The 6,884-nt window shown below is 64.8% G+C and carries 8 protein-coding genes; 3 read left to right on the top strand and 5 right to left on the bottom strand.

The features are described from left to right. The 3 genes from JOZ79_RS07075 to JOZ79_RS07065 all read left to right on the top strand — a co-directional run. The coding region (locus tag JOZ79_RS07075) for a LuxR family transcriptional regulator (RefSeq protein WP_294072489.1) at positions 1 to 713 on the top strand (713 nt) is incomplete at its 5' end. Positions 714 to 808: 95 nt separating this feature from the next. After that, positions 809 to 1,474, top strand: coding sequence for an acyl-homoserine-lactone synthase (locus JOZ79_RS07070; RefSeq protein WP_294072487.1), 666 nt, complete (start codon positions 809 to 811; stop codon positions 1,472 to 1,474). A 143-nt stretch (positions 1,475 to 1,617) separates the two neighbouring features. Then, on the top strand, positions 1,618 to 2,505 hold the full coding sequence (locus JOZ79_RS07065) for a LysR family transcriptional regulator (protein WP_294072484.1): 888 nt from the start codon (positions 1,618 to 1,620) through the stop codon (positions 2,503 to 2,505). On the opposite strand, the gene JOZ79_RS07060 is transcribed toward JOZ79_RS07065, so the two are convergent. The 5 genes from JOZ79_RS07060 to trbL are packed head-to-tail and all read right to left on the bottom strand — an operon-like array spanning position 2,488 to position 6,881. Next, entirely contained in the window at positions 2,488 to 2,757 is a 270-nt protein-coding gene (locus JOZ79_RS07060; RefSeq protein ID WP_294072481.1) for a DUF2274 domain-containing protein, read from the bottom strand. The genes JOZ79_RS07065 and JOZ79_RS07060 overlap by 18 nt on opposite strands. A gap of 9 nt (positions 2,758 to 2,766) precedes the next feature. After that, positions 2,767 to 3,888 carry a TrbI/VirB10 family protein gene (locus JOZ79_RS07055; RefSeq protein WP_294072501.1) on the bottom strand — a complete coding sequence of 374 codons (1,122 nt, stop codon included), beginning with the start codon at positions 3,886 to 3,888 and terminating at the stop codon, positions 2,767 to 2,769. A gap of 56 nt (positions 3,889 to 3,944) precedes the next feature. Then, positions 3,945 to 4,931 carry a P-type conjugative transfer protein TrbG gene (gene trbG / locus JOZ79_RS07050; RefSeq protein ID WP_294072478.1) on the bottom strand — a complete coding sequence of 329 codons (987 nt, stop codon included), beginning with the start codon at positions 4,929 to 4,931 and terminating at the stop codon, positions 3,945 to 3,947. Then, entirely contained in the window at positions 4,931 to 5,611 is a 681-nt protein-coding gene (gene trbF / locus JOZ79_RS07045; protein WP_294072475.1) for a conjugal transfer protein TrbF, read from the bottom strand. Before trbF ends, trbG begins: the two co-directional genes overlap by 1 nt. Before the next feature lie 4 nt (positions 5,612 to 5,615). Beyond that, entirely contained in the window at positions 5,616 to 6,881 is a 1,266-nt protein-coding gene (gene trbL, locus JOZ79_RS07040; protein WP_294072472.1) for a P-type conjugative transfer protein TrbL, read from the bottom strand. Positions 6,882 to 6,884 lie beyond the last annotated feature (3 nt).

Raw genomic sequence — 6,884 nt, 5'->3', positions numbered from 1 at the left:
TCCAAGCGTTTATCGACGGTCTTGCCGCCAGCGGCGACATCGAGCGTCTCCGTACGGTGCTCGCCAATGCGGGTGCGGCGCTCGATCTGAACTGCTTCGCGTATCTTTCCATGCCGTCGAGAAAGGGCGATACGCCTGAACTCATCTCGAATTACCCGCTCGAGTGGACCGATCATTATCTGCGGGAACACTATGAGCGGGTTGACCCGGTCATCGTCGAGGCGCTGAAAGCCACAGAGCCGTTCGAGTGGGGGCAAGAATTCACGGCGAAGCATTTGTCGAAGCCGCAATGCGCGCTGCTCGACGAGGCGGCGCAGTTTGGGATCCGCTGCGGCTTCACGGTGCCCGTCCACGATTCCCGCGGCCCGGTGGCGGCGGTCACGTTCGCCGCGGACGAATGCCGCCCGGCGTTCCAGCGTTGCATCGAGCAAAATCGGTCTGTGCTGCAGCTCATGGCGATGTATTTTCATGCTCACGCACGCCGAAGGCTGTCGATCAATCGCGTCATCGATGGTGTCGCGTTGTCGCCGCGAGAGCTCGAATGCCTCGAATGGGCCGCACAAGGTAAATCCGCATGGGAGATCGGACGCCTTTTGAATATCTCACGCCGCACGGCGGCGTTTCATCTCGACAATGCGAAGATGAAGTTTGACGTCAGGACGATATGCCAGGCCGTCGCCAAGTTGGCCGCCTCCAAAGCCACCATCGAATAGGTTCCATTCTCCATCCCCTGTGCAGCTGCACAGGATGCGGGCCGCCCCGTTGATCGCCTCCAATCGCGCAGGACCAATCCTGCCAGGAGGCGAACATGATCCAGCTCATCACCCCAGATCGCTACGGTGCATTTCTCGGCGAACTCGCCGAAATGCACCGGCTCCGCTACCGCGTCTTCAAGCAGCGTCTTGGCTGGGACGTCGAGGTCAGCGGCGACATGGAGATCGACGAATTCGATGCCTGCCGGCCAGCATACCTACTGCAGACGGATGACGAGAACCGCATTCAAGGGTGCGTGCGGCTCCTGCCGACAACGGGCCCAACCATGCTTCGCGAAACCTTCCCGGTGCTACTGGACGGAGAGCCTGCGCCGGCGTCCGATACGATCTGGGAGAGCAGCAGGTTCGGCGTCGATCTCTGCTCACGAGATGAGAAGACGGCGCGCAGCATCGCGAGAGCGACGTATGAGCTGTTCGCCGGCATGATCGAATTCGGCTTGATGCGCCAGCTCACGGACATCGTCACCGTGACGGATGCGCGGATGGAGCGAATCCTCTGCCGGGCGCGCTGGCCATTGCGGCGTCTGGGTTCGCCTCGGGTGATCGGTAAGACGCTCGCGGTCGCGGGCTATCTCGAAGTATCTCAGGAGCGGCTCGCGCGCGTCAGCGACGCCGGCGATCTTGCGGGCCGAGTGACGCGCGGGACGGGCGCAGATGCCCATCGCCCAAGCCCCGGCGATACGATTGGCGCCGCTGCGTAGGCCATCGATCGGCAGCCGGCGGTAGTCTCGACCGCCTGCTCACTGGGAGCGCAATCGAACGGGTCGCTCGGCGATCGACTACAGCGCGGCTGCCGGTCCCCTGCATGGGAGGCAGAGACTGAGATTTGCGAAGCCTGTCGGACATGGATATCCGTGACCTCATGTATCTGGAGGCATCGGCAGCCGCGGGCAACTTCACGCGTGCCGCCAAGTCCCTTCAAATTAATACGTCCACGATCAGTCGCCGCGTCGGTCGATTTGAGGACGAACTCGGTCTTGCATTGTTCGAGCGCAGGCATGGTGGGGTTCGGCTGACCAGCGGAGGCAAGGCGGTGTTGCCGCATATCCGCCGCGCACTGGCCGAGCTCGATGCGATCAGACATGCTGGCGATCAGAACGGCACCGGCACAGTGGGCGACGTGCGCCTCGCGGTGCGCATGCCGCCGATCGGCGAACCTCTTTGCAGCCTGTTGCTTGGGTGGCGAGAAAAGCACCCGGAGGTGGTGCTGACCGTTGCTGAAATGAACGAGTGGGAGATCCAGACAGCCATACAGGAACGCCGCGTCGATGTTGCGCTGATGACGAGCCATACGCTATGGCCCAGCGCCGTCACGGCGCCGCTCTACCGCGAGCGCGTGGTTGCCGCGATGCCCCATGGACATCCGCTTTCGAATCAAGAGGCGCTCGATTGGGAGAGCTTGCGGAAGGAGATGTTTCTCGTTCAAGGGTGGGACACTAGTCAGTCCGCCCGCGAGTTCTATGCATCGTTCATGGGCAGCGGCGTCAGGTTCCACACCCACGCCGCCAGCAAACAGTGCGTATTCGCGTTGGTCGGAGCCGGATTCGGAATCACCCTCGCCACGAGGAGCCAGTCCGAGGTCGTTTTCCCGGGCGTCGTTTATCGGCCTATCCGGGAGGAGAACGCCTGGTTGGGCGTTGAGCTTGTCTGGTGTCCCGACGCCGAAGATCCTGCCGTTGGCCGGTTTGTGGCCTTCATGCGCGATGAGGCGCGCTCACGCCGTCTGTTCTGATCTGGGTTTCCCAGGCTGCGCTGCCTTCGAGATCAACTCTGCCCGCCGCGATTTCGCGAAGGCGCGGTCGGTCGCCATGAACCGCGCCAGCATGGGACCGATTAGCTTAGCGGGCTGGACCACTCCCTGGCCGGTTTCGCGCCCAAGTGCATTGCCGTACGCAACGAGGTCGCGATGAATGGCGGCCGGCAGCTCGATTGTCAGCTTGACCGGCTTGTCGTCCGGGATCGTTCCGAGCTTCAGCTTCGACATATTGCTTCCTCACGCGCCGTAGGGTTCGAGGACGAGATCGTGGGTCACCATCACGCGAACCGGAAAGCCCGGCCTGATCGTGATCGTCGGCTGGACGTTGAGCGTGCGGCTAACCACCTGCTGGCCGGTCTGGTTGACGCTTTGCGACACCCCTTGCTGAATGGCCTCGGCCAGCGAACCGTTGTTATTGCCGCTCATGCCGGCTTCCGACCCGACGCTCAGAATGGTTGAGAGGATCGCGGCCTTGAACAGCATACCCCAGTGGTTGTCGACTTCATCTTCGAGACCGGCGTAGCCCTCCGTATCGGCGCCGGGCTGCCGCTCGAGCACGATCGATTTGCCGTTCGGCATGATGAGGCGGTTCCAGACCAGCAGCGCTCGCGATTGGCCGAACGCGATCTGCGCATCGTATTGGCCCACGAGACGAGCGCCTTGCGGGATGAGAAGAATCTTGCCGGTCGGACTGTCGTAGACGTCTTCTGTCACCTGCGCGGTGACCTGGCCTGGCAGATCTGAGCGCAAGCCGGTGACCAGGGAAGCCGGGATCACGGCGCCCGCCTGCAGCACGTACGGGCTCGCGGCAGGCTGAATCCGGTCGGGGCTGGCTGTGCGGCGATCGATTGCGCCGTTGAGAAAGGCGAGCTTGTGATCCTGCGATGTCAGATCGGTCGATCCCGCTGCGGCCGCTGGCGTCGACGCTGCCGCGGGGCCTGGCGCCGCAGCCGGAATCGGCTGGCCGATATTCGTCGTGGCGAAGAGATGGCTGGTGCGCGCGGCCTCCTGTTCCTCGGCAATGCGCTGTTCCTCGGGACTTGGTCCCGCCGCCGTCGCGGGCATGCCAGGCGCTGGCGCGCCAGCATTAAGGATGGGTCGGCCGAGGTCGCCGGGGAGCGGCGGCCCGAGCTGTGGCGCCGGTTTCGGAAGTCCGGTGTAGTCGCGCGGCAGATTGGCGAGACCGTCCGGCGTGTTGCGATTATTGGTGTTGTAGAGCTCGGACCCCGTCGTCTGATGCTGTGGCTTCAGCGCGAAAAACAGAGTACCGCCAATGCCGATTGCCGCCGCTGTGCCCAAGCCGACGAGCACTTTGCGCGATAGACGGGTGACCGGCTGACGGCTCGATCGCAGCCGCATCTCCTCCGTCGGCCGGGCGCCTCCGCTCGCTTCGCCGTCTTCGTGGAGGGGACCAGTCACGAGCGAGGCCTCCCGTCGGTGCGGACGATGCGCACGACCTCCTGGTGCTTGCCGCCGAGTTTCAGTTCGGCGGCGGCGAACAGCCGGTCGACGATCATGTGGTTGCCCTTGACGCGGTAATTGACGAGCTGGCCGTCGCCTTCGGCGCCGATGACCCACAGCGGCGGGAGCTCGCCCTGGCTGATGCCGCTCGGGAACTCGATGAACACCTGCCGCCCGTCGTCGAAGGCGCGGAGCGGCCGCCAGGCCGGATTGTCGCCCTCGATGCGGTAGCGGAAATTCAGCGCGTTGATGTCGACGCCGGTGGCGACCGGCGCAGCGGCGTCGGCTGCCGCATTCTGCTGGCGAAGCGCGATGAGCTGGTCCTCGGCGTAGGCCCAGGAGACAGAGGCCATGTACGTTTTTTCGTCCGAGTGCAGCTCGAGGTGATAAGTCCGGCGGTTGGTGTTGATGACGAGATTGGTGACGAGATCGGGCCGCGTCGGCTTGACCAGGATGTGGATCCGCTTCGCCGCACCCGCGCCGCTCTCGGTGTCGCCGACGATCCAGCGTACCGTATCCCCGGCGGCGACGGGTCCGGAGCCGACGAGCTGCTCGTCGGGCTCCAACGCGATGTCTGTGACTTCGCCCGGCACGGCATAGACCTGATAGAGCGCACCATCGGAGAAAGGATAGACCTGGATGGCGTTGAGATAGCCGGCCCGGGTCGGCTGGATTCGGGCCGCGTGGTTGGCTTGGTCGACGCGCGCGTGCGGATCGGCCGCTTCAGGCTGTGCGTGCCCGCGTTCCAGAGGCTTAAGCTGGCCTAGCAATGGTAGCGGCTTTGGCAGTTCGACGATCTGCACGGGTTTAGGCGTGTCGGGCTGAAGCACGGCCTGCTTCGGCGTGTTGTCGTAGCTGATTTCGGGCGGCTTCCAGGCGGTCGCGCATGCGCCGAGCGAGACGGACATAAGCAGTAAGGTTGAAAGCGTGGCGATGCGCATCAGCCGAGCTCCTTTGACCAGTTGAGGGCGTGGACGTAGACGCCGAGCGGATTTTTCCTCAGCCGATCGGCGTCGGTCGGCGTCTGCACGACGATGGTGAGGATGGCGCTCCAGCGTTCCGTGGCGGTGAGCGCATCGTCGACGTAGCGGTGTTCGACCCACTCGACGCGGAAGCTGTTGTCCGAGGCGCGGATCACGCTCGCCACATCGACTGACACTTGCGTCTTGCCGATCTTGGAGAATGGATCGTCGCTGCGGGCGTAATCGTTGAGCGCCAGCGCGCCCTTGTCGGTGACGTAGTTGTAAGCGTCGAGCCAGTTCTGCCGCAGCACGATGGGATCTGCCGGAATGCTGCGTACCTCGGTGATGAAGCGTGCGATATGCCAGGCGATCTGGGGGTCGGTCGGCTGATAATCGGCCACCGCCGGCGCCACGGCCTGCGCCTGGCCGAGCTTGTCGACCTGCACGACCCAGGGCGTGATCGTGCCCCGCGCCGACTGCCAGACGAGGCCGGCGGCGAGTGCGCCGCTCAGTGTCAGCGCGCCGAAGAAGGCGAGCCGCCAGTTCTTTGCCTGGATGCGCGCCGAACCGATACGCTCGTCCCAGACCTGTCCTGCCCGCTGGTAAGGCGTCTCAGGCTCGGGCGTCTTGCCGTAGCGCATGGTGGAGCGTCGGAACATGGGATTATTCCCCCTCGGAAAGGTCGACCTGGCTGCCACCACTCGGCCGATCGCCGGAGCGGATGACATGGTCGGCGGCGGTCACGCCGCGATTGATGGTCTGGCCGCGCCTCATGCGCTGCGCCCAGGCGGGTGGGCCGTCGGAAGCCGGCGAGGATCCCGCGGTGCCAGCACTTGCCGGCCCGCTCCCGCGCATCACAGCGCGTTCGCCCGATGCAAAGCTCTCTTGCAGGGTGGCTGCCGCGCGGCGGAGCGGGCTCATCGCCGCGGACCCAGCGGCCTGGGCGACGCCGGTAGCGCCGCCCGCGCGGTAGGCCGCGGTCGCGCCACCCGCCACGGCCGCTCCCGCGCGCGCGGTGCCAGCGATGGCGCCACCTGCGGCCGCGAGGCCACCCGCCGTGGCCGCGATGCCGGCCGCGCCGATGCCAGCAACCGCGAGACCCGTGCCGACCGCGGCGCCCGCGCCGAGCTGAGGGCCGCCGGCGATCAAACCATTGGCGATGCCCGGGCCGAAGATGGTGAGGCCGAGCAGTGAGAGCGCGGCGAGGATGAGCGTCAGCGCGTCGGAGATCGTCGGCGGATTGTTGAAGCCGCTGGTGAACTGACTGAAGATCGTCGAGCCGATCCCGATGATGACCGCAAGCACCAGGATCTTGACGCCGGACGAGACGACATTGCCGAGCACGCGCTCGGCGAGAAACGCGGTACGGCCGAACAGTCCGAAGGGGACGAGAACGAATCCCGCGAGTGTTGTCAGCTTGAACTCGATCAGGCTGACGAAGAGCTGGATCGCCATGACGAAGAAGCTGATGATGACGATCAGCCAGGCGACCAGCAGGATGATGATCTGCACCAGGTTCGCAAAGACGCTGGTGAAACCCATCATCCCGGAGATGGCGGTGAGGATCGGCATGCCGGCGTCGATCCCGACCTCGGCGATCTTGCCCGGCTGAAGAAGCTGCGCGGCGCTGATGGTGCCGCCGCCAGCCTCGATGCCGAGACCCGCGAAGCTGTTGTAGATGATCTGCGCGAGGTTGTTGTAGTTGCCGATGATGAAGGCGAAGACGCCAATATACAGCGTCTTCTTGATGAGGCGCGCGAGCACGTCCTCGTCAGGCGCCATCGCCCAGAAGAGACCGGCCAAGGTGATGTCGATGGCGATCAGGACACCCGCGAGCCAGCGCACATCGCCCTGCACCAGGCCGAAGCCGGAATCGATGTACTGGGTGAACGTTCCGAGGAAATTGTCGATGACGCCGGTGCCGCCCATTGC

The organism is Sphingomonas sp., assembly GCF_019242355.1.
Classification (GTDB): Bacteria; Pseudomonadota; Alphaproteobacteria; order Sphingomonadales; family Sphingomonadaceae; genus Sphingomicrobium.
The sequence above is the reverse complement of the archived record's forward strand: the minus strand, read 5'-3'. Positions and strand labels throughout refer to the sequence as shown.

Excerpts from the sequence above, each read along its gene's own strand:
- JOZ79_RS07055 (WP_294072501.1), bottom strand. The coding sequence starts at position 3,888 with ATGCGGCTGCGATCGAGCCGTCAGCCGGTCACCCGTCTATCGCGCAAA.
- JOZ79_RS07070 (WP_294072487.1), top strand. The coding sequence starts at position 809 with ATGATCCAGCTCATCACCCCAGATCGCTACGGTGCATTTCTCGGCGAA.
- JOZ79_RS07065 (WP_294072484.1), top strand. The coding sequence starts at position 1,618 with ATGGATATCCGTGACCTCATGTATCTGGAGGCATCGGCAGCCGCGGGC.
- JOZ79_RS07060 (WP_294072481.1), bottom strand. The coding sequence starts at position 2,757 with ATGTCGAAGCTGAAGCTCGGAACGATCCCGGACGACAAGCCGGTCAAG.
- trbL (WP_294072472.1), bottom strand. The coding sequence starts at position 6,881 with ATGGGCGGCACCGGCGTCATCGACAATTTCCTCGGAACGTTCACCCAG.
- trbF (WP_294072475.1), bottom strand. The coding sequence starts at position 5,611 with ATGTTCCGACGCTCCACCATGCGCTACGGCAAGACGCCCGAGCCTGAG.
- trbG (WP_294072478.1), bottom strand. The coding sequence starts at position 4,931 with ATGCGCATCGCCACGCTTTCAACCTTACTGCTTATGTCCGTCTCGCTC.